The sequence below is a fragment of the Sphingobacterium thalpophilum genome (assembly GCF_038396785.1).
Classification (GTDB): Bacteria; Bacteroidota; Bacteroidia; order Sphingobacteriales; family Sphingobacteriaceae; genus Sphingobacterium; species Sphingobacterium thalpophilum_A.
Genome location: NZ_CP151087.1, coordinates 4,041,510 through 4,067,481 on the forward strand (window position 1 = coordinate 4,041,510; position 25,972 = coordinate 4,067,481).

Below are 25,972 nucleotides of genomic sequence, written 5' to 3' on the forward strand. Positions count from 1 at the left end.
GTGAAAATGATAGACATAAAAAAAGCTCCAGTGATTAATCCCGGAGCTTTTTTTATGAGGAGGAGTGATTACTTCACTTCTTCGTAATCGACGTCAGTTACATCATCACCACCTTGGTTTCCACCTTGAGCTTGACCTGCATCACCTTGAGGTTGTTGTGCACCACCTTGAGAAGCAGCATACATTTCTTCAGAGGCAGCATTCCAAGCATTTTGCAATTCTTCAGAAGCAGCGTCGATATCAGCAAAGTTTTTCGCTTCGTAAGCAGCTTTTAATTTTGTTAAGCCAGCTTCAATTGGCGCTTTTTTATCTGCTGAAATTTTATCGCCATATTCTTTCAATTGTTTTTCAGTTGAGAAGATTAAAGCGTCAGCTGCATTTACTTTGTCAGCTTCTTCTTTCATTTTTTTGTCAGCATCAGCATTTGCTTCAGCTTCTTCTTTCATGCGTTTGATTTCGTCGTCAGACAAACCTGAAGATGCTTCGATACGGATATTTTGTTCTTTTCCAGTAGCTTTATCTTTTGCAGATACTTTGATGATACCATTCGCATCAATATCAAAAGTAACTTCGATTTGAGGAACGCCACGAGGAGCTGGTGGAATGTCATTCAAATGGAAACGGCCGATTGTACGGTTTTGGTTTGCCATAGGACGTTCACCTTGTAAGATGTGAATTTCTACAGATGGCTGATTGTCTGAAGCAGTAGAGAATGTTTCCGATTTTTTAGTTGGAATTGTTGTATTTGCTTCGATCAATTTAGTCATCACACCACCCATTGTCTCAATACCTAATGAAAGTGGAGTAACATCCAATAATAAAACGTCTTTTACTTCACCTGTCAATACACCACCTTGGATAGCAGCACCTAAAGCTACAACTTCATCTGGGTTTACACCTTTAGAAGGCTCTTTTCCGAAGAATGCTTTTACAGCATCAACGATTGCAGGAATACGAGTAGAACCACCTACTAAGATAATTTCATCAATATCAGATTTGCTGAAACCAGCATTTTTCAATGCAGACTCACAAGGAGCAATTGTTCTCTTGATCAAGTCAGCAGCCAAAGCTTCAAATTTAGCGCGCGATAATGAACGAACTAAGTGTTTTGGACCAGTTGCATCAGCAGTGATATATGGCAAGTTGATTTCAGTAGAAGTTGCGCTTGATAATTCAATTTTCGCTTTCTCAGCTGCTTCTTTCAAACGTTGCAATGCCATTGGGTCTTTTTTCAAGTCAAAGCCATTGTTTTCACTTTTGAATTCTTCGTTCAACCAGTTGATGATTACGTTATCAAAGTCATCACCACCTAAGTGTGTATCACCGTCAGTAGATTTAACTTCAAATACTCCGTCACCTAATTCTAATACCGAAACGTCATGTGTACCACCACCACAGTCAAACACAACAATTTTCATGTCTTTGTGTGCTTTGTCTAAACCGTAAGCTAAAGCTGCAGCTGTAGGTTCGTTGATGATACGTTTTACAGATAAACCAGCGATTTCACCAGCTTCTTTTGTTGCTTGACGTTGTGCGTCGTTGAAATATGCAGGAACTGTAATAACAGCTTCAGTTACTTCTTGACCTAAGAAATCCTCAGCTGTTTTCTTCATTTTTTGAAGAATCATGGCAGAGATCTCTTGTGGTGTATATTTGCGGTCATCAATTTCTACACGAGGTGTATTGTTGTCACCTTTAACGATTTTATAAGGTACGTGTTCAGCTTCTTTCACAGCTTCATCGTATGAAAGTCCCATAAAACGTTTGATGGAATAAATAGTTTTATGCGGGTTAGTAATTGCTTGACGCTTTGCTGGGTCCCCAACTTTGCGCTCGCCACCTTCTACGAAAGCTACGATCGAAGGAGTTGTACGTTTACCTTCGTTGTTCGTAATTACTACAGGCTCGTTACCTTCCATTACGGCAACACATGAGTTTGTAGTACCTAAGTCAATTCCTATAATTTTAGACATATCTTGTGTTTTAATTTTTTACTTAATAAATTCTATCAGTCTATTATCAACCCTTATGCCAATCCAAAAGTTTTGTAAAAAAAACACTATTTGTCATCAATTTGTCTTTAGGTACTGCCAAACTGACATTTTCAATACACCAGTTGCTCTAATATCCTTTTTTTTGCTGACTCGTTTTGGCGATTGCGTGGCATATATCTGCCAAAGATTTCCGAAAATTCGGCAAGTTTCATTTTTTTTGATTTCTTATCCCGCCAGTCAGAAGGAATAAGTTTATTGGTATAGGCGATATTGGTAGCCCAATATTGAATGTGCATTTCTGGGATGACAAGACCCAATATCATTCCCGGGAGGCCATGGCTCAAGGCTGGTCCGGCCGATACGGGGATTTCTTCCGAATAGTAGGCAATCAGATAAAGTGAGTCTTTGGTGGCACCGTTGACTCTACGGCAATTTACACCAGCAATATTGCGGAACTCTTCGGTGAAACGCCAAGTGATGCTGTCCAATGTTTCCGAAAGAATGTATTTTTCGTCGATATCAAGCTGGATGTCTGCTGTACCAGCTTTCAGATCCTGGTAGAGGACCTTGCCATTCTTGTTGGCGCCAGCTCTAAACTGCCCCCTTTGGTTTCCTCCGCTTCGGGCCGCACCCTGAGATCTGCCCCTTCTGCCATTTGCCGAACTTATCGTAGGTGCAGCCATTTTTACTTCAGCACGTTGCTTTTCGGTACCCTCGCTTTCCTCGGGCATCAACAGGGTAGAATTCTCATCAAAGTAGAAGTTTAATTTTTCTGTATGTGAATCCGGTAGCTTGTCGAGATATTCCATCATTCCCATACCCCTGTCCATTCCTTTCGAGTTCATGTCGTTGGACATCTGCCGTATGCGTGCTTTTGTGTAGGTAACTTTGTCAAAACTGATGGTACCCCTACTTCCAAAATAGGCGTATTGTGCCTGAAGGGATAAACCATACAAGCAGCAGATGATTAGTGTTAAATATATTTTTTTAATCATTTCCTTTCCCTAGATATTTGTTGAAATCCCATTTTACACCGACCAAAAAATACTGCGTCAATACCTGTTGAACAGATTCGGAATAGTTGGTGTCACTCGCATTACGGCGTGTGTTGTTAAAGGTGTTGAAAAGGTCAAAGGCCTTTACGCTGAGTGTCATGCTCTCATCTTTCAGTACTTTTTTCTCCAATTCGATATTGGTATAAAATTGATTGATTGATTTCTTATAGAGTTTTGTAGGTCCTGTGTAGCTATAGAAAAGGTTGGCCATGACATTAAACTTCTTTGGTAGAAAGTATTTGACATAGGCCGAGGTCCCACCTTGAAAACTTGTTGCGTTGTATTGTGTGTTGATCGAGTTTTGTTGGATATTGAAGCCGGCGTTTGCAGAAAGGTCGAAATCGAACCCTTCTGAATCTTGTTCATTTAAGCTTGAACCTAGGCTAAAGTTGGTATTCTTTGCATTGTTCAGCAGAAACTCGCCACCGGATTGTCCGCCTTCAAATTTGGTGTAGCTATAGCTGTTGTTAAATCTAACATTTGCACTTTTGTTAAAATTGATACGTCGATTGGCCAAAGGCTGCATATGGTTGATATTCAGACCACCATTCCAGTTGGATTTGCCGGATAGATTTTCATAAGTACTGATCTGGGCAGAGTTGTCCAGTATGGTTGTTTTGTTGACAATCGGATTATTTACGAAAGATAAGTTTCCGTTGATATTGATGTTGGTTCCTTTCAATAAACTGAAAGCATTATAGTTGGCCGAAATATTATTGTTCACCGCACGTTTTAGGTCAGGATTACCAACTTGTTGAAACAAAGGGTTGGTCTGAGGTTGCAGCGGTTGTAACTGATCAAACGATGGAATGATATTCGAACTTTGATAAGCTAAACGTATATTTTTGCTATTTGAAAGGCGATAATTCGCATCAACATTTAAATTGTTGTCCCAAAAATTCCGGGCGAGATCGATTGACCTATAACTATCATTTAACTTCTGATTCTTATAGAACGTACGGTTGGAAAAATTGATCTCCAACTTTTCCCTACGATAGGAAAAATTCACATTAACGCCCTGATTGGTGTTATTGTCGATCTGGTTTTGAGAATACAGCGAATCAAACTTTTGGGTAATATTGTCTATCGAATTTTGGGTATTTGTATTCTTCGAATGATTGAAGCTATAACCTAAAGCTAGATTGATATAGTCACTGATTCGGTTATTGAAGTTAATTGACGAGTTGAAGTCATTTCCGCTAGTCCGTCCGTGCCGATCTTGATCAATAATTGTGCTGTCTCCTGTTTTGTAGAAATAGGTTCGCGAATAGACTTTGCTGTCTGAATTTGACTCTTTGTGGTTATTCCCGACCATTAGGTTGACGGAACGACCCGCTTTTAACCGTTTTCTATAATTTAACCGAAAATTATTGTTAGAGCTTGAAGAGTTCGATTGATTGTTCTCTCTAAAGTCGCTGATCGGATTACCTGATCCGTCGCCCGTTTTGCTGTCTGTATAGGTTAGATTAGCGTTGGTGGCCCAATTGGCATTGGATTGCAGGTCCATAGTTTGCGTGGAATCCAGTCGCATGTTAAGGTTTGACCTTAAACCATTGCTTCGACTATGCCTTTCATTATCGTTTTTGCTGTTTTTTTCCTGAATGGACTCGTCTGGCAGTACATTCTTATTGTAAGTCTCCGAGTGATTCCTGTTGCTGTTGTTGTCGTAACCATAGTTGGCATTGACTTTTAGGGCTTTTTTGAAGAACTGATTTTCATAATTGGCACCAAGGTTTGTGTTCAGAGGTTCGCCCGTAATTTGGTTGTTCATGCGTAGAGAGCCTTCACGGCCGCTTGAACTGCCCATGTTGTTGTGACTCGCGGTGATGCCAATCCGCTCAGTCTTATTAAATTTCGCCGCAAAGAGATTTCCCGCATACAATTCTTTTGATCCAGCCAATGCTTCCATGTTTCCAAAGACACCCTTTCTTGCTTTCTCTTTGAGTACAACATTAACTGTCTGAATTCTTACGCCATCATCGATGCCTGACAGCTCAGCTTCCTCCGATTTTTTCTCATAGAGCTGCACCTTGTCAACGGCATCTGCCCGTACATTTCGAATGGCTATTTTAGGATCATAGCCAAAAAATTCTTCCCCATCGATAAACACTTTCTGTACAGATTTTCCTTGAGCCGTGATACTTCCATCTCCGGTAACCGTGAAACCGGGTAGACGACGTAGTAAATCCTCTAGCTTCGCATTTTTTTCTGTTGCAAAACTCGCCGCATCATATTCGATGGTGTCGCCTTTCAGTGTAATTGGAAGACGTCGGGTGACAATCACCTCCTGCAACACATTTCTTTGGGAATTTATTTTGATATCATGCAGGTCGAGATCTTTGTCTGCAATTTGGATCGTATCACTATATAGTTCAAATTTAGGGTAAGTGGCCAAAATAATGTAGCTCCCGGGTTTGATATTTTTGACCTGGAATTTTCCTTCTTCATTGGCTCGGTTAAAATAACGGAGGACTGAATCGCGGTTCAGTAAAATAATGGAAGCATTGGTCAGGGGCTTGTCATCCGCCTTGTCTAGAATCCTCCCCTTGATGTTTATTTGGGAGTAAGCACTGTTGATGACGATAAATAGTAAAAGTATTAATTGAACTAATCTTTTCATGTACGGGTTGTATCTTTCAAAGATAATTTACTTAATCGTTAATAAATGTAAAACATCTCTTCTGAATGTAAAATCTTTGGTATATAAGGCAGAGGAAATCACATTTTTTCTTGCTCTACATGTGCTTTTTGAGCATCATTTTTTTTATTGCATTCAATACAGATTGTTGGCGGAAGGTTTTTTGAGAAAGTTAGAAGTAAAATTTACCTTTGCACAAAATTGGTATTATGACGTTTGAAAATTACTTACAACAATTCGAAGATATCTTAAATCATCCTGAGAATCACCCTGCCTATCAAGATGATGAATATTATCAGTACACAAAAATGAACTGGACAAGAATGGGCCGTTGGTTAAAACGCTTTGAACCAACGTCGACTTTTGAACAATTTGTGGAGTCAATTACTGAAAAGCAACAATGGATCATTATTACTGAACCTTGGTGCGGGGATGCAGCGCATTCGGTGCCTATGTTGGCGAAGATGGCCTCAAAAAATCCCAATATCAGGGTGGATATCCAATTGCGTGACAGCGCTCCGTTTCTGATCGATTCTTATTTAACCAACGGCGGTAAATCTATTCCAATTCTAGTGATACGTAATGGACAGGGGCAGGATTTGGCTGTCTGGGGTCCAAGACCTCAAGCTTGCCAGGAGCTGTTTTTGAAGATGAAGGCGCAAGGGGCAGATTTCTCCGAAATCAAAGAGGAGATTCAAAAGTGGTACAATGCCGATAAAGGAACCGAAATCCAAAAGGAAATCCAGGCCTTGCTAGAAAAATAAGAAAAAATACATCTTTATAATAGACTGACAATTTTTAAGTTTAACCGGATAATCATCTCAGGAGTAGACCTGGTCTTTCCTGAGCATGGTTTGAAAAAGTGGAAGAATTCGCTGTAACAATCCGCTTTTAACTCGGTATATGTAAGCCTATTTCAGTATAATATATTCTGCCTTTTAACGCTGCTTGTTCGGTGCTTCTTCGGTACTCATTCGGAGCTTCTTCGGTTACAAGCGAAGAAGCTCCGAATGAGTACCGCTTCATATCCGTCGATAATTCCTATAAATACCGAAGTTGTCCTATGCTTTTCATTGTCTAATTCCAGTTTATTCCGCATTTGTTTTTCTCTGTATCCATATCGCTTTATTGCCAATAGGTTTAATATCGCCTTTGCTAAAGATTAAAAGATTTTAAGTAAAACGATCCGCTGTTTTTGTTAGCTTTATATGGATTATTGTCCATTTTATGAAGGGCATTCAGATTAACTTAAAGGATAACTAAAACAAAAAAATATGAACATTGAAGATCTGAGAGAATACTGTTTGTCTATTGGGCCAGTTATGGAGGAGACGCCATTTGGTCCGGATACACTGGTATTTAAGGTTGGTGGCAAGATTTTTTTATTGGTGGGACTGGATCAGGTTGATGAGCTGCGGTTTAATGTGAAGTGTAATCCGGAGTGGGCAATTGAACTGCGTGAAAGGCATGAACACACAGTGCTTCCGGGGTATCATATGAATAAAAAGCATTGGAATACCATTATTGCTAATCGGGAACTTGATGATAGAAAGCTTGAAGAGTTAATTTTGCATAGCTATCAACTTATTGTCGAAAGCCTGCCTGTGAAGATTAGACAAGAAATAAGTGGACGCTAAGTGTGGTTTACGTGTAAAGAATTACGGGACCTGTATTGACAGATCCACTTTCGGCAACGCAGTTTGGTCTTCCTTTCAATCAGATACCGTTGGTTTTGGAAGGTTATTATAAATATAGTCCTGGCGCGACGGTGACGGACGAAAATATGAAGCCGGTCAATACCAAAGATTCCTGTGATATCTATGCGGTTTTTTATAATCGCAAGCAGCTGATGGATTCGGAGCCTGATCCGAAGAAGAAAGTTTCCTATTTGACTGGACATAATATTTTGAAAGATCCAAGTATAGTGGCTATAGCCAGGCTGGAAAATGGTGGCGCAACAGCGACCAATGGTTTTGTCAAGTTTACATTGCCATTTAAGTACACGGCGAAAGTAAATGATGCTGACGTTGCCAATTTGGATTATAGCATTGCTATTGTGATGTCTTCGAGTAAATATGGTGATAATTTTATTGGTGCTGTCGGTAGTAAGTTAACGGTGGATGATCTCAAAATTGTAACGAAGAAATAATGAAAATGATAAAATATACAATCGCAGTGGCTGCGATGGTTTTGATAGGGTCTGTTGCAAATGCGCAGGAAAATACATCGGGTGAAAGTAAATTAGGTTTTGATGTGATGGTTGGCGGTAAGATCGGCGGAGCCGCACCGCTTTCACTGCCACGTGAAATCCGAAAAATTAAAAGCTATAATCCGAATGTTCCCTTTTTTGTCGGAGCAAGGGCAAACTATCGTATTGATCCCAAATGGGGAGTATCTTTGGGTCTCGTCTTCGAAGGAAAGGGAATGGATACGAAAGCGACTGTTAAAGGATACAAGACGACATTCAATGCTGTGAATGCTGCAAAAGAGGAGCTGAGAGGTTATTATACGGGTGATATTACAACCAAAGTGCATAATCTGTATCTGTCTGTGCCGATTCAAGCGACTTATCAGCTTTCAAATCGTTGGAATGTGCAGGCAGGACCTTATATTTCTTTTGCGGTAAAAAAGGAATTCTATGGCGAGGCTTACAATGGCTATCTTAGACATGAAGAACCTACTGGAAATAAGATTGTTGTGGATAATGCTGATTATGATTTCTCGGAAAGTGTTAGGAGTATTGATGTTGGAATGAGTTTGGGAGCCCATTATGCTATTGACAAAAGATTTTTTGCGTTGGCACAGTTGGATTATGGCTTCAATAATATTATGAAAACCGGATTTGAAAGTATTAGTTTTGGATTGCATAATATCTTTATGAATGTCGGTATAGGTTATAAATTGAAATAGCTTTCATAGCATATAAAAAAGAAATGGCCGATTCTAGGATCGGCCATTTCTTTTTTATATGCTGTTCTGCTCATTTAAACCAATTTAAATGATGCGGAGTTTTACATTTTTAATCCGATTTCTCTTAAGCGTTCATCCAGGTATTGACCAGCGGTATAATCTTCGTAGACTTTCGGGTGTTCTGCATCGATGCAGGAATCTAATGAAGCCAAACTCATGGCGGATTTTGGATGTAAAAAGAATGGGATAGAAAAACGGGAAGTGCCCATTTTTTCACGTGGCGGGTTTACTACGCGATGCGTAGTAGATTTCAACTTATTGTTTGTTAACCGTTGCAACATATCACCCACATTGATGACGATATCTTCACCTTTGGCTTTGATAGGGAACCATTCTCCGTCTTTTGTCAATACTTCAAGTCCATCCGCACTAGCCCCAATCAATAAGGTGATAAGGTTGATATCTTCGTGAGCGCCTGCACGTACGGCATCTGGAGATAAGGCATCAGGATCGCTGATTGGAAAGTAGTGTATTGCACGTAGAATAGAATTACCATTGATAACATATTTTTCAAAGTAATCTTCTTCCAGATCAAGGTAGGTAGCAATCGCTTTTAATAAGTCCCGGCCTGTATCTTCTAATTTTTTATAGACCTCCGCTGTCACACCATTAAAGCGAGGTATTTCAGCCACTTCAGGATTGTCCGGAAAATCTGCTTTGGAGTATTCTTCACCAACGATCGTTTGACCGCGTTGCCAAAATTCCTTTAAATCAGGAGTCTTCGCATCTTTCGCTTTTTCTCTTCCTTTTGCTGTATAGCCACGTTGACCTGCAAGTTCTGGAAATTCATATTTTTCCTTCGTCTCGGTCGGCAAACCAAAAAACTCAGGCACTACCTGATATAATTCTTCAATCAGCTCTTTTGATAAGCCATGATTTGCAATCGTTACAAAGCCCGTTTCGTTAAAAGCCTTGCCAATATCTTGGATGAATTGATTTCGTTGTTCTTGGGTTCCTTGAGTATAATGTAGCAAGTCCAAGCGAGGTATGTTTACTAAAGCCATACGGTGTTGATGTTTGTTCAGGACAAAGTTAACGGAATTAATTTTGATTATTAAACAGGGGATGTTAATAAAAGTTTTATGTTTTGTTTTATTTAGTTGTATTTCAGTGCTTAAAAGTTTTCCACATTTTCTATTATTGGCAAATTCAGCTAAGAAATATGAAGCGCAGTCATGCTGACGAATATATGACAAAATTTATATTTTGGATCTTGTTATTCTGATTACTAACTGGTATATTTGTTATGCAAGCATAATAAATAGCTTGTGAGTACGCTTATGAACCAAAATCAGACAATCGACTATTTTTTAAAAACAGGTTGGCAGACAATTGCCAATAAATATAATCAAATTGCTTCGCAGTACGGTTTTACCCAGGCCGCAGGTTATATTTTGATTAACATTCATAAAGAGGGTACACCTGTTTCTCAGATTGCAAATTTGACAGGAGTTAAAACAACTAGTTTGTCTCGGGTGTTGAATAATTTGGAGTCATTGGGATTTATATACCGTGAGACGAGTGAGACCGACAAGAGGTCAGTAAAAGTATACTTGACTGAATTGGGTCGGGAGAAAAGAAGAATTGCCAAGGATGTGGTGCGTAATTTCAATCAATACTTAGCGGATAATTTTTCAGAAAATGAACGTGATCAATTGATTGCTTCTTTAGCGAAACTCAATGAGCTTGCAACCAGTTACAAGGAAGAAGTAATCGTTTAGAAGTTAAACCAAATGTACAGAAGTGCATAATAAATATGTTATGATGAACAGAAATATTAGAAAAGTGGCGGTTCTCGGTTCGGGTGTTATGGGCTCGCGAATTGCTTGTCATTTTGCTAACATTGGTGTTGAGGTTTTATTGTTGGATATCGTTCCACGTGAACTGCTGCCAGCGGAACAAGCCAAAGGTCTCACGCTGGAGAGTAAGGTTGTTCGGGACCGAATTGTCAACAGCTCCCTAGAAACGGCTTTAAAAACAAACCCTTCGCCAATTTATAGCAAGTCATTTGTCAGACGTATCAAAACAGGTAATTTTGATGATAATCTAAAAGACATTGCTCATGTGGACTGGATCATAGAGGTTGTTGTTGAGCGACTTGATGTTAAAAAGTCTGTTTTTGAGCGTGTTGAGCAATTTCGTAAACCAGGAACATTGATTACTTCCAATACTTCTGGTATTCCTATTCATTTAATGACAGCGGACAGAAGTGAAGATTTTAAAGATCATTTCTGCGGTACACACTTCTTCAATCCGCCACGCTATCTTCCTTTATTGGAGGTTATTCCCACACCGCACACGAAGCCTGAGGTCGTTGACTTTATTCTTCATTTTGGCGATAAGATGCTGGGAAAATCTGTTGTATTATGTAAAGATACACCTGCATTTATTGGTAATCGTATCGGTGTTTATTCGATGTTGGCAGTTACTCATTTGGTAGAACCTCTTGGGTTGACAGTGGAAGAGGTCGACAAATATACCGGTCCTGCAATGGGGCATCCTAAATCGGCAACTTTTCGTACGGCTGATGTTGTAGGGCTTGATACCCTGGTGAATGTTGCCAATGGACTCGCACAGAATGCGCCTGAAGATGAAGCCAAGGGTGTCTTTCAACTTCCAACATTCATCAGTAAGATGGTAGAGAATAAATGGTTGGGTGAGAAAACCAAGAAAGGGTTTTATGAAAAAGTAAAAGCTGCCGATGGTAATTCGGAGATTTTGTCTCTAAATCTAAAAACACTGGAATTTGGTTCACAGCAAAAAGTGAAATCAGCAACTTTGGAAGCCACCAAGCCTGTGGAGGATATCCGCAAGCGGATGAAAGTATATGAACAAGGGGGAGATAAAGCGGCGGAACTTTTCCGTGCCATGCATTATCCATTGTTTGAATATGTATCTCGCCGTGTTCCCGAAATTACAGATGACTTCTTCCGCATTGATGATGCCATGCGTGCTGGATTTGGTTGGGAGTTAGGACCATTTGAAGTATGGGATGCGCTAGGTGTCCGAGAGACCTTAGCTAAAATTAAGGCCGAAGAAAAACGACTTCCAGGTCAGGATGGGGAGGTTGCTTCCTGGGTACACGAGATGTTGGAGGCGGGATGTGAATCATTCTATAAAATTGAAAATGGTGTACGTCACTATTATGATATTGCGACCAAATCTTATAAAGCTATTCCCGGAACGGAAGATCTGATCGTATTGGATCATATTCGGGAAAGTAATACAATCTGGAAAAATACAGGGGTTTCTATTATTGATCTTGGCGATGGTATCATTAACTGTGAATTTCATACCAAGATGAATACCATCGGCGGAGATGTTATCCAGGGCTTGAATAAAGCTATTGATCTCGCTGAAAAGGAATATCGCGGTTTAGTGGTGTCCAATGATGGGAAGAACTTTTCTGCTGGCGCCAACATTGGAATGATTTTCATGATGGCCGTAGAACAGGATTTTGATGAATTGAATATGGCCGTCCGTGCCTTTCAAAATACATCCATGCGCTTACGCTATTCGTCAATTCCTGTAGTCGTTGCGCCATTTCAAATGACCCTCGGTGGGGGCTGTGAATTCTCCATGCATGCTGATTTTGTGCAGGCTCACGCCGAAACCTATATGGGCTTGGTTGAACTTGGCGTTGGTGTTATTCCCGGTGGCGGTGGAACCAAAGAGTTTACACTACGTGCCTCGGAGGAATTTAAGGAGGATCAGATTGTTCAAAATACTTTAAAAGATAAATTCCTGACCATTGGGCAGGCGAAAGTTTCGACTTCTGCTTATGAAGCCTATGAACTAGGCTATTTGCAGAAAGATAAATTTGCAATTACAATGAACCGTGCCCGCCTTTTGGCAGATGCCAAAGCAAAGGCATTGGAATTGGCTGATGCGGGTTATGTTCAGCCTGCTCCACGCAATGATATTAAGGTTTTAGGAAACCAAGGATTAGGGATCGTGTATGTGGGGGCTTCATCGATGCGTGAAGGTAATTATATCTCTGATTATGATCGAAAGATCTCAGAAAAACTAGGCTGGGTGATGTGTGGTGGAAATTTATCGTCACCGACCGAAGTATCTGAACAGTATCTACTGGATCTTGAGCGTAAAACTTTCCTTGAGCTTTGTGCCGAACGCAAAACGCTTGAAAGGATTCAATTTATGCTGACCAAGGGTAAGCCTTTACGGAACTAAAAATCACTACTCACGAAAAAATTAAAAATAATGGAAGCATACATAGTAGCAGGATTTCGTACAGCAGTAGGCAAAGCGCCGCGGGGAGTATTTCGCTTCATGCGGGCGGATGATTTAGCCACGGATGTTATTAAACATCTTGTATCCACTGTGCCAAATTTAAATAAAGAAGATATAGACGATGTCATCGTTGGGAATGCCATGCCGGAAGCGGAGCAGGGACTCAATATGGCTCGTTTCATTTCACTGATGGGATTGGATACGGATAAGGTCCCGGGAGTAACCGTTAATCGGTACTGCGCTTCAGGTTTGGAGACTATTGCAACAGCCGTAGCAAAGATCAAGACTGGCATGGCAGATGTTATTATCGCCGGTGGGGTAGAGGTGATGTCCGGAATGCCCTTTGGAGGTTGGAAAATTGTGCCTAATCCTGTCGTGGCAAAAGAGCATCCCGATTGGTATTGGGGTATGGGATTGACTGCCGAAGCTGTAGCCAAAGATTACAATGTCTCACGTGAAGATCAGGATGCTTTTGCACTTAAATCAAATCAAAAGGCAGTTGCAGCTATTCAAAATGGTCATTTGAAAGATGGCATTGTGCCTATCACGGTAAAGGAAAATTACTTGAAAGACGGCAAGATTGCAACACGTGAATATGTTGTTGATACGGATGAAGGTCCTCGAGCCGATACTTCCTTGGAGGCTTTAGGGAAATTAAAACCAGTTTTTGCAGCGAATGGTTCCGTGACAGCGGGGAATTCCTCACAAACTTCTGATGGGGCTGCATTTGTCTTGGTGATGTCTGAAGCAAAAGTGAAAGAGCTTGGTGTAAAACCTATAGCAAAGCTCGTTAGTTTTGCTGTAGCAGGTGTTCCACCTCGCATTATGGGTATCGGACCTATCTATGCCATACCCAAGGCTTTGGCAAAAGCCGGTCTTAAAAAGGAAGATATTGATCTCTTTGAGTTGAATGAAGCTTTCGCCTCTCAATCGCTAGCCGTAATTCGTGAACTTGGATTAGACGAAGAGAAAGTTAATGTCAATGGCGGTGCCATCGCTTTAGGGCATCCACTTGGATGTACAGGAGCTAAATTGACGGTCCAAGTCTTAAACGAGTTGAAACGCAGAGGCAAAAAATATGGCATGGTGACGATGTGTGTCGGAACTGGTCAAGGAGCTGCTGGTATTTTTGAGTTACTTTGATCTTAGGAGTAAAGAACAAGGAGCAAAGATAAAAGATGCATAATTTTAGGAATTTAGAAATTTGGAAAGGAGCAATGGATTTGGCTCAAATTCTTTTAGAAACAACCAGATTATTCCCTGTTGATGAAAAATTTGGTTTAACCAGTCAATTGCGACGTTGTGCGGTTTCCGTTCCATCAAATATTGCGGAAGGATCTTCTCGTAGTTCAAATAAGGAATTTGCTCATTTCTTAAAAATATCTTTGGGATCCTGCTTTGAAATAGAAACGCAACTGGTTCTTGCAGAGAGATTCGAATACATTCCATCAGATCATAATGTCAAAATAATTGAACAAGTGGTTACACTGCAAAAACGAATAACAACATTTTTAAAAACAATAGAAGCAAAGCAATAGGGTATTGAGAGTCAATCTTTACTCTTTATTCCTTGCTCCTTAATCTTAAACAAAATGGACAATAAAGCAATTAAAGGCGGAGAGTTCGTGATTAGAGAGACTCCCTATACAGCCGTTTTTATTCCGGAAGAATTTGATGAAGAAGCCAAAATGATTCGTCAGACCTGCTTGGATTTCTTGGATACGGAAGTATTGAACAAGCTGGACCGTATCGATGCGCAAGAAGAAGGACTTATGCCTAGTTTGATGGATAAGGCCGGTGAACTGGGGATGTTGGGTGTTTCTATTCCCGAAGAATATGGTGGTTTCGGCAAGAATTTCAACACGTCTATGCTTGTTGCCGATGCGGTAGGTGGCGGGTTTTCCTTTGCTGTCGCATTGTCTGCTCATACGGGAATCGGTACGCTGCCTATTTTGTATTATGGTAATGATGCCCAAAAGGCAAAATATGTTCCAAAGCTTGCTACCGGTGAATGGAAGGCGTCGTATTGTTTGACAGAGCCCAATGCTGGGTCGGACGCAAATTCGGGCCGTACTTCTGCTAAATTAAATGCCGAAGGGACACATTATTTGATCAACGGACAAAAAATGTGGATTACAAACGGTGGTTTTGCAGATATCTTCATCGTATTTGCAAAAATCGATGATGATAAAAACCTGACGGCATTTATTGTCGAGAAAGACTTTGGTGGCATCACGATGAATCCCGAAGAACATAAATTAGGCATCAAAGGGTCGTCAACACGACAGATCTTTTTCAATGATTGCGCCGTTCCTGTAGAGAATATGCTTTCTGATCGTGAAAATGGATTTAAGATTGCTGTAAATATCCTGAATATTGGTCGTATAAAACTAGGCGCTGCCACGATAGGTTCGGCACGAATGGTGATCAACCATGCGGTGCAATACGCCAATGAACGTGTGCAGTTTAATCTGCCGATTTCTAAATTTGGCGCCATTCGGTATAAGCTGGCTGAGATGGCAACACGTTTGTTTGCTGTGGAGTCGGCATCGTATCGTGCCGGTCAAAATATTGATGATGCCTACGATGCGTTGATTGCGGGCGGTATGGATGAAGCTAAAGCAAAATTGAAGTCTGTGGAGCAGTTTGCAATTGAGTGTGCTATCATCAAAGTATGGTGTTCGGAGATGTTGGATTATGTGGTTGACGAAGGCGTGCAGATTTATGGTGGAATGGGTTACTCGGCAGATGCGCCAATGGAACGCGCTTATCGGGATTCACGGATCAACAGGATCTTTGAAGGTACCAATGAAGTGAATCGATTGCTTGTCGTTGACATGCTGTTAAAACGGGCCATGAAAGGTGAATTGGATCTAATGGGACCTGCGCAAGCCGTAGCTGGAGAGCTTCTCGCTATTCCAGATTTTGGTGAAGAGGACGATGCGCCTTTCGCTGCAGAAAAGAAAATTGTGGCAAACCTTAAAAAAGCTGGGTTATTGATTGCGGGAGCAGCAGTGCAAAAATTGATGATGTCTCTTTCCAAAGAAGAGGAAATCCTCATGAATATTGCAGATATTATCGGGTATGTTTATATCACCGAATCAGTCTTGTTACGTGCAGAAAAATTGCTGCATACAGGATCTGATAAAGCAGACTATGCAAAAGATATGGCTAAGATCTATCTGTATGGTGCTATTGATAAAATCAGCGCTGCCGGTAAAGAAGCATTATATTCTTTTGGTGAAGGTGATGAACTGAATATGATGTTGGTTGGTTTGCGCAGATTCACAAAAGCACAGCCATTTAATGTGAAAGATGCACGTCAGCGAATCGCTAAGAAATTGATAGATGAGAATAAATATTGTTTTTGATTGATAATAGATTATTGGTTTTGGTTAATGGCCGGAGAGAAATCTTCGGCCATTTTTGTGTTACAATCCTAGAAAGTCACTGTAATTATGCTAAATTTAACCTTTTAAACCCTAACCATTATATGACATCTTCAAGATCATTTACATTTACAGAAGACTGGGTAGTCGTCATTTTGGGGATCGCTACCATATTTCTCGCACTCTCAGGAATTGTTGTGCCAGTGCCTAGTTTTTCGTGGAGTAATTCCGCCGAACTCGTCGCAACGGTTTTCGACCCGACAAATTTAATGAAGCTTTTTGAGCAGTTTATTTTTGTATTCGTTACCGCGATATTGGGAGCCTTTCTTTTGGGGAAATCTGTAAAACATTTATTCGTTGTATTTCCTATTGTATTTATCCTTACCGTATTTGCATTGGTGCTGGCAGGGAATGCAACAGTTAAAGAATACAATCTCGAAGCTGTAATTTTTAGTTTGATTATCGGTTTAGTCATCAGCAATTGCTTTAAACTGCCTAATTGGTTTAAAGAGGCGCTCAGTACCGAGCTGTATGTCAAGATAGGCCTAATTCTGCTCGGGACTACCGTGATCTTCGGGGATATCCTGAAAGCGGGATCCTTGGGGCTTATTCAAGCACTGGCTGTCGTATTGTCTGTTTGGTACTTTGCGTTCTGGATCTGTAAAAAATTAAAGATTGACAAGGAGATGTCCCTAATGCTGGCGAGTGCAGTATCTATTTGTGGTGTTTCCGCAGCGATAGCAACTTCGGGAGCAATTAAAGGTGATAGCAAAAAGCTTTCCTATGTCATTTCACTGGTCCTGATTACAGCGATTCCAATGATGATTTTCATGCCTTATATGGCGGAGTGGATGGGCTTGTCGCAAGAAGTTACCGGTGCTTGGCTCGGCGGGAGTATTGATACAACTGGTGCTGTCGTGGCTTCAGGTTCCCTGGTAGGAGAAGAAGCGTTGAAGATCAGTACCATTGTGAAATTTTCCCAAAACGTATTGTTGGGACTGGCTGCTTTTGCAATCAGTATTTATTGGACTTATGCGAAATCGGTTGATGATGAAACCAAGCGGGATAAGCCTACGCTGAAAATTATATGGGAACGTTTCCCGAAGTTTGTGTTGGGATTTGTATTTGCATCGTTGCTCTTTTCATTCGTTATCTCCCCTGAGAAGATCGACGCCGTCAAAGGAAGTTTGAAAAACTTACAGGGCCTCTGGTTTACCTTGGCATTTACATCCATTGGTTTGGAAACGAACTTTAAGGATCTTTTTGCTCAAGACAACAAGAAACCGCTATATGCTTTTCTGATTGCGCAGACTTTTAATGTTATTATTACCTTATTGATTGCTCTGGTGCTATTTCGCTAAGAAGGTAAGTGTTATGATCTGAGGCGGATCGTTAAATATGATTGTAAAAATGGCTGTCCAACAAGGACGGCCTTTTTTGTTCCGTGCTCCTCATACACTCTCGGATTCACCGCTTTTTACAGCTCACTTCATAAGTCCAAAGCCAGCCGCATGCGGTAGATCATCTTGAAGACGACTGTAGCTTTCATGATTTTTCACACCGGATGAAATGCGATTAGCCTTTTTATTCTCTTTAAGTGCCTTAAAATTAATGGTTAATGGTATTTTAAAAAAAATATTATTAAATCTATCAAATTAGTAGTCTTTTAAAAAATATTTATATATTTGTATCGTTATCTGATTTTCAGGTAAATAGAAAGGTGGGCAAAAAAGACTGACTTGACTATGAATCCAACTAACCATGAAATTGATTTTGTAGAAAGGTATGTATTTAAAGTTGTTTGAAATTGCCACGCTATAAGTGCATATATGGATTTGCTTTATGCAGTATGAAATAAAAGAAAATAACAAGATAAAAAGAATGAAACAAAATTACTCTTCAAAAACAAGTTTATTGGTTGCTTCGGTAGAAGGAGCTGTTGTTGGCCTAGAAAGTTGCCAAAAACGAATGTGTTGTTAAAATTTCTCTCTTACACTCTCTTATATTAGAAAAGGGAAGCCGAGGCTTCCCTTTCACAAAGTTTTAACAATGAAGCAAGTATCGATTGGCGTTGGCACTTGTTTAGATTCACCATTAAACTGAATAAATTTATGAAAAAAAATGCTATTTTTCGAATTAGCGTCGTTTTTAGCTTGCTTTTAACGGGTTCTTACCACAGCTATGCGCAAGTAGAAAATCCTAAACCTATTATAAATGCCTCATTAACAGGTACCGTAATTGACGCCGTAACAAAAGAACCATTACAGGGGGTAACGGTTCAGCTGGAAGCTGTTACGCACCAAGTAAAAACAGACAGTAAAGGAGTTTTTCAGTTTGTAACTGGACAAAAATTACCATTTTCATTGATCGTATCCATTGTTGGTTATCAAACTCGTCATATCGTGGTGGACCATTCTCCAGCAGTGATTGAGCTTACCCCACGATTGGAAGCATTGGATCAAGTAGTGGTCACCGCACGCCGTCGTAAGGAGCAGTTGCAGGATGTTCCGATTCCCGTATCGATTATTCGTGGCGCAGCATTGGAGGATGCAGGGGCATTTAATGTCAATCGACTAAAAGAGCTTGTACCTACAGTTCAGTTATATGCATCGAATGCACGTAATACGACGCTTAATATCCGGGGACTGGGCTCAACTTATGGCCTCACCAATGATGGGATTGATCCGGGTGTTGGGTTTTATCTTGATGGCGTATATATTGCTCGTCCTGCCGCAACTTGGCTAGACTTCATTGATATTGATCAGATTGAAGTACTGCGGGGACCACAGGGTACCCTCTTTGGAAAAAATACAACCGCCGGAGCTTTCAATATCACCTCACGTCTGCCCCAATTTACACCCGAGGCCAATGTGGAAGTCAGCTACGGAAACCAAGGTTTTATTCAGGCGAAGACTTCAATCTCAGGGCCATTGGCCAATAACTTGGCTGCGAGAGCTTCTTTCTCTGGCACACAACGGGATGGAAATTTGTTTAATGTACATACCAATAGGAAGATCAATGATATTAACAACCTGGGCTTTAGAGGGCAATTGCTGTTTACCCCAACCGAGAATATCAAACTGGTGCTTTCGGGTGATGTGTCATCACAAAAAACCGATGGTTACGGCTGGGCGGTTGCCGGAGTTGTAAAAACACAGCGTGCAGACTACAGACAATTTGATGCAATTATTAAAGATCTGGGCTACGAGCTACCCTATAAAAGTGCTTTCGAGCGTAAGATTGATTTGGATACACAATCTAAAGCTGATAATAAATTGGGTGGGGTCGCATTGAATGCCGATATCAAGATTGGAGAAGGGACACTGACCTCAACTTCTGCGTGGCGGACATGGACATGGGTTCCGCTCAATGACCGCGATTATTTAGGACTTCCGGTATACACCGTTTCAGCAGGTAATTCCGTCCATAACCAGTGGTCACAGGAGTTCAGATACTCTGGTAAAATCAGTGAAAAGGTCAGCGGGGTTGTTGGTTTATTTGGCCTTTGGCAGGATTTGGGGACAGATCCCGTACATACCGAAGAAACAGGATCTGCCTTTTGGCGTTTTCAAAAAAGCTCTACCAGTGCTTTGTGGCAGACACCGGGATTATTTGATAATTTTGGAATCAAGACCGTTTACGGGATTAAAAGCACAAGCTTGGCAGCCTATACACAGATTGATTGGGCTGTAACGCCAAAATTACATATCCTCCCAGGGCTGCGCTACAACTACGATAAAAAGGTGGCTAACTACGATAGGCAGACCTATGGTGGTTTGCAGACCTCAGATCCCGCCCTGCTTGCCTTAAAGAACGGTGTATATACCAATCAGACTTTTGATGTCAATGCGGATGCAGACAATTTCTCTGGTCAACTCTCCGCAAGATATCGCTTCAATCCGAAGATAAATGCTTACGCAACGTATTCCATCAGCTATAAACCTGTCGGTATCAACGTCGGCGGATTGCCGACAGCCAATGGAGCGGTGTTGCTTGATCTCGCCGAAGTAAAACCTGAGGCTGTACGTCATAAGGAAATTGGTGTGAAGACAAATCCAACACGCAATTCACTCCTCAATCTGACCGTCTACCAAACGGATATCAAAGACTATCAGACCCAAGTGCAGACTCCTGAACCAGGGGTAAACCGTGGTTATCTGGCCAATGCCGAGAAGGTGCGTGTAAAGGGAGTTGAATTGGATGGAAACATCAACATTGGACATTTTCTCCGATTGAATGGAGCACTGGCCTATACAGATGCCAAGTATGTCAAATTTACCAATGCACCTGTCCCTTTAGAAGAGGTTGGCGGAGCTCAGGCTTTTAAAGATATTTCTGGTGGCGTCCTTCCTGGTGTTTCCAAATGGTCTTGGTCGCTGGGTGGCGAAGCGAATAAAAGCGGTAAGCTGATCGGGATTAATGGATCTTACTTTTTGGGTGCAGACCTATTTCACCGTTCTAAATTTTCGTCCAGTTCTTCATCATCCCAATACCTAAATATTGATGCCTATTCGGTCTTGAACGCCAGGCTAGGATTCAGGGGATCGAATGGTATTTCGGTGTTTGTGTGGAGTAGAAATCTAACCAATAAAGATTACTACGAGCAGTTGCTGGCGGCACCTGGAAGTTATGGGCAATACGCAGGTGTAGTTGCAGATCCAAGGACTTACGGCGTGACACTGCGATACAATTGGAAACAAGGGAATTAAATCCGTAATTCATAGTATATTCTTATCGACCGTCTCCATTTTATCATGGGGACGGTTTTTGTATTTTCGGTAATTTTCAATAGCTCCTTTTTTTTTCTGAAAGTGTCTGATCTTATTGGCCAGAAAGAACCTTCAGTTTGCTTTCATTGCTGTTGGTGTCTGCGAAGTTATGAAGGTTTTATATATGGAAATTTGTATATTAAATCATCATTAAGGTGAATGATTTGCGCATGAACGAAAAAGAGCTCTTACAACACTATAAAACAAGCGGTGACTTGTCTACATTGGGGAAACTATATTCGCCCTATATGTCTTTGCTTTATGGTGTGTGCTTTAAATACTTACAGGATCCCGATCGTAGTCAGGATGCTGTGATGCAGATATTTGAAGAACTGATACCGAAGCTTCGTCAATATGAAGTCGATAATTTTAAGAGCTGGTTACACGTTTACAGTAAAAATTATTGCCTTATGCAATTACGTAAGGATAAGCGGACGACGCAGGTTGATATTGAAAACAATTTGTTTGAAAGCGAACAAAAGCTAAATGATACCAGTGAAGCGAAGTGGGAAGAAAAGGATTTCGAGAAACTGGAAGGCTGTATGCAAACTTTAAACCGCGAACAAGAGGAATGTGTACGTTTGTTCTATCTCGAGCAAAAATGTTATAAAGATATTGCAGATTTGACTGGATATGATTTGAATAAGGTCAAAAGTGCTATTCAAAATGGAAAGCGCAATCTGAAAATCTGTATGGAAAGGAAAGAAAATGGAAAATAATTATCAATTATCAAGGATCCATAATTACATCCATGGTTTGATGAGTAAAGAGGAGATGTTTCAGTTGGAACGTGAAGCGTTGGAAGATCCCTTTTTACAAGATGCCATCGATGGTTACCGATTGCAAAATGGTGTGGATGCCCGGCAATTGAGCCTCTTACAACAGCGCCTCAATCGTAGGGTGGAAGATACTGTTGCAACAAGACACGCCCAGTATTTCACATGGCAGCGTTTGGCCATAGGTGCTACCGCGGGTGTACTTTTTGTGACTTTATTGGCCCTGTTATATTTTAAACATTTTAGCGGTAAAGCTGAGCGCACAACGGATGTAGAATTAAGTGAACCTGAAAATAGGGTATCTGTTCAACCTTTGCTGGATGGGGGGGATGCAACACCCCGTGAAGGATGGAAAATTTTTGAACAGTACCTCAACCAGAAGTCCGTAGCGCCTGCAGGAGGTGGCGAAATTATTGTCAATTTTACGATCGACAAAAATGGAGTGCCCACTAATATTAGTGCCGAAGGGCAACCCGATCAATCACTCTATAATGAAACGGTTCGCCTTCTCCAGAATGGACCAAAATGGCAGGGAACAAAAGGACGTTTAAAGATTGTTTTCCCCGCGAAAGCGGAAAATAATCCGGCACAAGCAGCTGTCATTAAACCTCCGCATTGTTTTGGAATTGAGAAGAAATAGAAGTGATCTGATAAAAGCAGCGAGCCATTTCTTTCATAGGAAATGGCTCGCTGCTCTTTTTATAGGGTTTGAATTACTTAAAATGCATATCTCAGGCCCAACTGTACTTGATAAGGATTACCATTTAAGTTAGAGACGCCAACGCCTGAACTCATATTATAAACATATTGTTGATTCGCTGCATCAAAGCTTTTGATGGCATATAGATTTTGTTTACCCAGATTGTGTCCTACACCCCAAGTTTTTTTCAAAAGGTTGGCTACATTGAAAATGTCTATCGAAGCTTCAATGCCATGTTTTTTGTAAACTTTTAGATTTTTGGCCAAGTGCAAGTCAAATACGCCGTAAAAACCGTTGATGCCTCCGTTACGTTCGGCGATGCGGTCGAGGTTTCCATTGATGTATTTTTTGATGCTTTGCTCTGCTTTTGGATCATCTAAAATAGCTTGAATGCCGGTTTTGATGTAATCGGGTGTATTTTTGTTATTTGGATCGTATACAAAGGCAAGATCATTAGAATTTACAAAATCACCATTAACATTCCCATTGACTGCTAAAGAATAGCGTGTTCCTGCAATTCCGCTGAAACGTAAACCCATCGAAACACCCCATAATGATGGCATGGTACCATAAAAGACGACTTTATGGCGGAATTGATTGTCTGAATATGTCATCGTACTCAAGTCGCGAGGATCATCTTTGACCATCAGGGAAAGGGTGGCCGAGTTGGCAACATTACCGTTATAGGAGGTATTATCTTTTGTATCGTTCCAAGTGTAAGACATGGTGATCTGACCGTCCTTATAATAACGATAAGTTCCGTCCAGTACAACGGTGTAAGAATTGTTTTTCCCCTCACTGTTCATTTCCAGTACGCGGCCTATTTGTTTGGTTTTACGGCTATTGGTCCAGTTGGCGGCACCATTTGTCGTGTTGATGCTCGATGCTGGAACATACACCCCACGGTTACCTTCGGCAGTCAACCTAAAATAAGGGTCCTCCACCATATTGCGATCTACATACATATAATTGTTGCGTCCCCAAGTTCCGTAAACACTTAACCCGAGACGTAATGAAGGTGTGAAAAAGTGATTGATGGAAACATTGGCTTTATATACCGTCGGCACTTTCACATCCTTGCTATTGGTATTGATGGTGACAAGTTTTTCGATCTTTGGGTTGTCCAACAATTCACGTCCCGGAGCTGTATCGGGATCCTTACGATATCCCGCAAAATTTGGTTTGGGAATTAAGGTCGGGTCAGTAATATCTACACCGGCAATGCGTGAACCATCAAACAACATATTGTTTAACATAGAATAGGGGTTGAGGGCCGAACCGAATATACCAGCGCCGAAACGGATGATATTTTTCTTTTCTTCATTGATATCCCAGTTGAATTGCACACGCGGCTGTATCTGAAAAGTATTGATCCCATTGTCGGTCGAAAGCCCCAGCTCGTCATAGACCGTTTGGTTGAATGTTGCCTTCTTTAGGTATTTCGTGTTGTCCAGACGTAGGCCGCCGACAATATCAAGACCTCTTGCGATTTTAGTTTCCATTTGTCCATAAAGACCTACAGCCAGGTTGTTGACCAAGGTGTTTTCTTTGTCAGTCATATATACATCACGGGCATAGCGATAAGGAGTCAGGTTGTCGAAATTTTGCAGACCGGTAAAATAAAAACGACCATTCATTTCGCTGCCGTAGCGGAAGTCCATGTTGGTATACATGACATCTGCACCGAAGGTATATTTGATTTTATCTGTATTATAATATAGGTTGTTGACCAATTGTAACATATTTCCATTAAACCATTCTGGCGCATAACGCTGCCCACCAAGCTGTATTGAATTGGTATATTTATTTGTACCGTCTACAGATTGAACGGATTCAACGATGGCACGCGGAATACTGTGTGATTGATCAAATCCAGCAACATTATGTTGTGCTTCTGAACGTTCATAGAAATGTTGTACCTTCAAATCGTTGGTCAGTTTGGAGTTGATAGACGTCCGCAAGGAGGCCATTAGGCTATTGTTTATGTACCTTCTGTTGGTATAAGATTCAAAAGCATTGATCCCTGTATTGTCCCCTTCCTGTTGATTGTCCATGTCGTAGACAAAGTTATTACGGATTGTCAATAGGTTTTTATCGTTCAACTGCCAGTCAATGCGGGCAAAGGCAGCATCGGTCTTTTTCTTTTTGTCGAAAGAACCAAACAGACGATCGGCACTAGCGCCATATTTGCCCACGGCAATGCGGGTAAATTCATCTAAAGTTGCCTGCGTTACCTTGTAACGTGCAATATCCTCCGTTGTTTGAATATCAGCGATCTGAAGAGGGCGGGTATCCATTTGACGGTCCCAGGTTACAAAGAAATGGGCTTTGTCCTTGATGATTGGCCCACCAAGTGAAAATCCATATTGATAGGTGGAGAATTTTTGTTTACGTGCCGTTCCATTCAGGTTGTACTTGCTCGAAAGCCAGCCTGCACGAGCAAAAGTGAACGCACTTCCAGTTAACGTATTTGTACCGGATTTGGTTACGGTGGTAATGCTGCCCCCTCCGCTGCGACCGAATGTGACATCGTAGTCATTGGTCACTACTTTGAACTCTCGAATGGCTTCCATAGAGATTGAATAAGCTCCGCCGCTATTTCCACCGGCCACTGTACTGCGTGAATTCATGCCGTCTACCGTAAAATTGGTCGAGGAAGCTCGCTGTCCAGCTAGATTTGTTCCACTGCTCACAGGTGATAGATCTATGAGTGAGGAGAAATTACGCCCATTTACAGGCATTTTTTTGAGATCATTGGCCGTAATGGCTGTAGATGCCCCCAATGTCTTGATCTTGTTTTTTAAATCAGCTGCAGTTCCTTGAACAATAACTTCATCCAATTTATTTTCAGCTGATGATAAGGTGAAATCCACATTGAGCTCATCACCATAGCTTAATTTATAGTCGGTCTTTTTTTGTTCGGCATAGCCAACATGGTTTACCGATATGCTGTACGGTGACCCTAAGGGTAGTTGCGGAAAGGTATAAATACCGTTTTGGTTTGTCAGTGTTGTTTGTTTAAACCCGGTAGATTCGTTTTTTACCGATACGGACGTTCCTTTTACAGGGCCATTGTTGTCCATGATACGACCTGTAATGGTTGCCTCCGTACCCTGAGCCCAGCTGTTGGTTGGAATTTGAAAAAATGTAATGATGGTCAATGAGATTAACCAAATGATCTGTCTTTGCATAATAATTTCACTTTTTAGTTGATTAGTGTCTGTCACAAGTATGTTGCGAAATTATCCCTGCAAGATTGTTAAATGGTTAAGGGTGCATTATTAAATATTTAATAAAAATGGATTATAGCTGCCTATTGCGTATAATTAATTAACCTATACACAGAGCGGGCGACTCGGAAGAATCCGAGCCATTTACTATTAGAATATCTTTAAATAGATAAATATATGTTGTTTTTGTTCAGTGCAGT

At 41.0% G+C, this 25,972-nt stretch carries 18 protein-coding genes; 13 read left to right on the forward strand and 5 right to left on the reverse strand.

Going from position 1 to position 25,972, the window contains the following annotated elements:
* Positions 1–68 precede the first annotated feature (68 nt).
* The 3 genes from dnaK to AACH28_RS17910 all read right to left on the reverse strand — a co-directional run bounded on the left by dnaK (position 69) and on the right by AACH28_RS17910 (position 5,669).
* Complete coding sequence (gene dnaK, locus AACH28_RS17900; RefSeq protein ID WP_075994436.1) at positions 69–1,973, reverse strand: molecular chaperone DnaK; 1,905 nt, start codon at positions 1,971–1,973, stop codon at positions 69–71.
* Positions 1,974–2,104: 131 nt separating this feature from the next.
* On the reverse strand, positions 2,105–2,989 hold the full coding sequence (locus tag AACH28_RS17905) for a GLPGLI family protein (RefSeq protein WP_145329039.1): 885 nt from the start codon (positions 2,987–2,989) through the stop codon (positions 2,105–2,107).
* Complete coding sequence (locus AACH28_RS17910) at positions 2,982–5,669, reverse strand: TonB-dependent receptor (protein WP_341831141.1); 2,688 nt, start codon at positions 5,667–5,669, stop codon at positions 2,982–2,984. The genes AACH28_RS17905 and AACH28_RS17910 overlap by 8 nt, the downstream gene beginning before the upstream one ends.
* Before the next feature lie 227 nt (positions 5,670–5,896).
* Here AACH28_RS17910 and AACH28_RS17915 point away from each other — a divergent pair, with 227 nt between their 5' ends.
* The 4 genes from AACH28_RS17915 to AACH28_RS17930 all read left to right on the forward strand — a co-directional run bounded on the left by AACH28_RS17915 (position 5,897) and on the right by AACH28_RS17930 (position 8,597).
* The gene (locus tag AACH28_RS17915) at positions 5,897–6,451 is read left to right on the forward strand and encodes a thioredoxin family protein (protein ID WP_145329043.1); all 555 of its coding nucleotides are present in this window, start codon (positions 5,897–5,899) and stop codon (positions 6,449–6,451) included.
* A 510-nt stretch (positions 6,452–6,961) separates the two neighbouring features.
* Positions 6,962–7,324, forward strand: a complete 363-nt coding sequence (locus AACH28_RS17920; protein WP_075994431.1) for an MmcQ/YjbR family DNA-binding protein — start codon at positions 6,962–6,964, stop codon at positions 7,322–7,324.
* Positions 7,325–7,359: 35 nt separating this feature from the next.
* On the forward strand, positions 7,360–7,836 hold the full coding sequence (locus AACH28_RS17925) for a PCMD domain-containing protein (protein WP_341831142.1): 477 nt from the start codon (positions 7,360–7,362) through the stop codon (positions 7,834–7,836).
* 5 nt (positions 7,837–7,841) lie between these two features.
* The gene (locus AACH28_RS17930; RefSeq protein WP_341831143.1) at positions 7,842–8,597 is read left to right on the forward strand and encodes a porin family protein; all 756 of its coding nucleotides are present in this window, start codon (positions 7,842–7,844) and stop codon (positions 8,595–8,597) included.
* A gap of 101 nt (positions 8,598–8,698) precedes the next feature.
* Here the strand turns inward: AACH28_RS17930 and AACH28_RS17935 are convergent, their stop codons facing one another.
* On the reverse strand, positions 8,699–9,661 hold the full coding sequence (locus AACH28_RS17935; protein ID WP_088163168.1) for an isopenicillin N synthase family oxygenase: 963 nt from the start codon (positions 9,659–9,661) through the stop codon (positions 8,699–8,701).
* Positions 9,662–9,937: 276 nt separating this feature from the next.
* Here AACH28_RS17935 and AACH28_RS17940 point away from each other — a divergent pair, with 276 nt between their 5' ends.
* The 9 genes from AACH28_RS17940 (at position 9,938) to AACH28_RS17980 (ending at position 22,482) form a co-directional block, all read left to right on the forward strand.
* On the forward strand, positions 9,938–10,378 hold the full coding sequence (locus AACH28_RS17940) for a MarR family winged helix-turn-helix transcriptional regulator (protein WP_075995002.1): 441 nt from the start codon (positions 9,938–9,940) through the stop codon (positions 10,376–10,378).
* A gap of 40 nt (positions 10,379–10,418) precedes the next feature.
* Positions 10,419–12,848, forward strand: a complete 2,430-nt coding sequence (locus AACH28_RS17945) for a 3-hydroxyacyl-CoA dehydrogenase NAD-binding domain-containing protein (protein ID WP_341831144.1) — start codon at positions 10,419–10,421, stop codon at positions 12,846–12,848.
* 30 nt (positions 12,849–12,878) lie between these two features.
* Entirely contained in the window at positions 12,879–14,051 is a 1,173-nt protein-coding gene (locus AACH28_RS17950; protein ID WP_341831145.1) for an acetyl-CoA C-acyltransferase, read from the forward strand.
* 35 nt (positions 14,052–14,086) lie between these two features.
* On the forward strand, positions 14,087–14,446 hold the full coding sequence (locus AACH28_RS17955) for a four helix bundle protein (protein WP_075994426.1): 360 nt from the start codon (positions 14,087–14,089) through the stop codon (positions 14,444–14,446).
* Between the two features lie 54 nt (positions 14,447–14,500).
* A complete protein-coding gene (locus AACH28_RS17960; protein WP_341831146.1) occupies positions 14,501–16,279 on the forward strand; it encodes an acyl-CoA dehydrogenase family protein in 1,779 nt (592 codons plus the stop codon).
* A 122-nt stretch (positions 16,280–16,401) separates the two neighbouring features.
* Positions 16,402–17,658 carry a putative sulfate exporter family transporter gene (locus tag AACH28_RS17965; RefSeq protein ID WP_341831147.1) on the forward strand — a complete coding sequence of 419 codons (1,257 nt, stop codon included), beginning with the start codon at positions 16,402–16,404 and terminating at the stop codon, positions 17,656–17,658.
* 750 nt (positions 17,659–18,408) lie between these two features.
* Complete coding sequence (locus AACH28_RS17970) at positions 18,409–21,006, forward strand: TonB-dependent receptor (RefSeq protein ID WP_341831148.1); 2,598 nt, start codon at positions 18,409–18,411, stop codon at positions 21,004–21,006.
* Positions 21,007–21,236: 230 nt separating this feature from the next.
* Positions 21,237–21,785, forward strand: coding sequence for an RNA polymerase sigma factor (locus AACH28_RS17975; protein ID WP_075994424.1), 549 nt, complete (start codon positions 21,237–21,239; stop codon positions 21,783–21,785).
* Positions 21,775–22,482, forward strand: a complete 708-nt coding sequence (locus AACH28_RS17980; protein ID WP_341831149.1) for a hypothetical protein — start codon at positions 21,775–21,777, stop codon at positions 22,480–22,482. Before AACH28_RS17975 ends, AACH28_RS17980 begins: the two co-directional genes overlap by 11 nt.
* A 77-nt stretch (positions 22,483–22,559) precedes the next feature.
* Here the strand turns inward: AACH28_RS17980 and AACH28_RS17985 are convergent, their stop codons facing one another.
* Positions 22,560–25,733, reverse strand: a complete 3,174-nt coding sequence (locus tag AACH28_RS17985) for a carboxypeptidase regulatory-like domain-containing protein (protein ID WP_341831150.1) — start codon at positions 25,731–25,733, stop codon at positions 22,560–22,562.
* Positions 25,734–25,972: the final 239 nt, after the last annotated feature.

Bases quoted from the DNA above. Each gene is read 5' to 3' on its own strand.
- dnaK (WP_075994436.1), bottom strand. From the start codon at position 1,973: ATGTCTAAAATTATAGGAATTGACTTAGGTACTACAAACTCATGTGTT.
- AACH28_RS17905 (WP_145329039.1), bottom strand. From the start codon at position 2,989: ATGATTAAAAAAATATATTTAACACTAATCATCTGCTGCTTGTATGGT.
- AACH28_RS17910 (WP_341831141.1), bottom strand. From the start codon at position 5,669: ATGAAAAGATTAGTTCAATTAATACTTTTACTATTTATCGTCATCAAC.
- AACH28_RS17915 (WP_145329043.1), top strand. From the start codon at position 5,897: ATGACGTTTGAAAATTACTTACAACAATTCGAAGATATCTTAAATCAT.
- AACH28_RS17920 (WP_075994431.1), top strand. From the start codon at position 6,962: ATGAACATTGAAGATCTGAGAGAATACTGTTTGTCTATTGGGCCAGTT.
- AACH28_RS17930 (WP_341831143.1), top strand. From the start codon at position 7,842: ATGATAAAATATACAATCGCAGTGGCTGCGATGGTTTTGATAGGGTCT.
- AACH28_RS17935 (WP_088163168.1), bottom strand. From the start codon at position 9,661: ATGGCTTTAGTAAACATACCTCGCTTGGACTTGCTACATTATACTCAA.
- AACH28_RS17940 (WP_075995002.1), top strand. From the start codon at position 9,938: ATGAACCAAAATCAGACAATCGACTATTTTTTAAAAACAGGTTGGCAG.
- AACH28_RS17945 (WP_341831144.1), top strand. From the start codon at position 10,419: ATGATGAACAGAAATATTAGAAAAGTGGCGGTTCTCGGTTCGGGTGTT.
- AACH28_RS17950 (WP_341831145.1), top strand. From the start codon at position 12,879: ATGGAAGCATACATAGTAGCAGGATTTCGTACAGCAGTAGGCAAAGCG.
- AACH28_RS17955 (WP_075994426.1), top strand. From the start codon at position 14,087: ATGCATAATTTTAGGAATTTAGAAATTTGGAAAGGAGCAATGGATTTG.
- AACH28_RS17960 (WP_341831146.1), top strand. From the start codon at position 14,501: ATGGACAATAAAGCAATTAAAGGCGGAGAGTTCGTGATTAGAGAGACT.
- AACH28_RS17965 (WP_341831147.1), top strand. From the start codon at position 16,402: ATGACATCTTCAAGATCATTTACATTTACAGAAGACTGGGTAGTCGTC.
- AACH28_RS17970 (WP_341831148.1), top strand. From the start codon at position 18,409: ATGAAAAAAAATGCTATTTTTCGAATTAGCGTCGTTTTTAGCTTGCTT.
- AACH28_RS17975 (WP_075994424.1), top strand. From the start codon at position 21,237: ATGAACGAAAAAGAGCTCTTACAACACTATAAAACAAGCGGTGACTTG.
- AACH28_RS17980 (WP_341831149.1), top strand. From the start codon at position 21,775: ATGGAAAATAATTATCAATTATCAAGGATCCATAATTACATCCATGGT.
- AACH28_RS17985 (WP_341831150.1), bottom strand. From the start codon at position 25,733: ATGCAAAGACAGATCATTTGGTTAATCTCATTGACCATCATTACATTT.